Here is a 274-nt window from a genome sequence, read left to right on the forward strand (position 1 = left end):
TAGCTAAATTGATTTAAAATTATTATTTATTTTTTAATGAATTAAAAAAGGAATTATATGCGATCAAAATTTATAGATGGCGATACTCCTAGCAGCTACTCTGCTCTTTCTTCTAGCCCAGATCCAAAATTAAGCCAAAGTATAATAAACAATGGTAAAACATATATCCTTTTAGGAAGCTTTGAAAAAACATACCCTTTAAAGCGTAGAATTGGAATTGGAATATATGCAGCTTTTAAGACTTTATGTACGTTAGGCTTGGGGCTTTTTTCTG

General features: G+C 29.9%; 1 pseudogene. It reads left to right on the top strand.

Annotated elements, in window-relative coordinates:
* Window positions 1-57: 57 nt before the first annotated feature.
* A pseudogene (locus BU804_RS10920) lies at window positions 58-274 on the top strand (hypothetical protein); the annotation flags it as partial.

It is taken from the genome of Candidatus Protochlamydia sp. W-9 (assembly GCF_001950615.1).
In the GTDB taxonomy this organism is placed as follows: domain Bacteria; phylum Chlamydiota; class Chlamydiia; order Chlamydiales; family Parachlamydiaceae; genus Protochlamydia; species Protochlamydia amoebophila.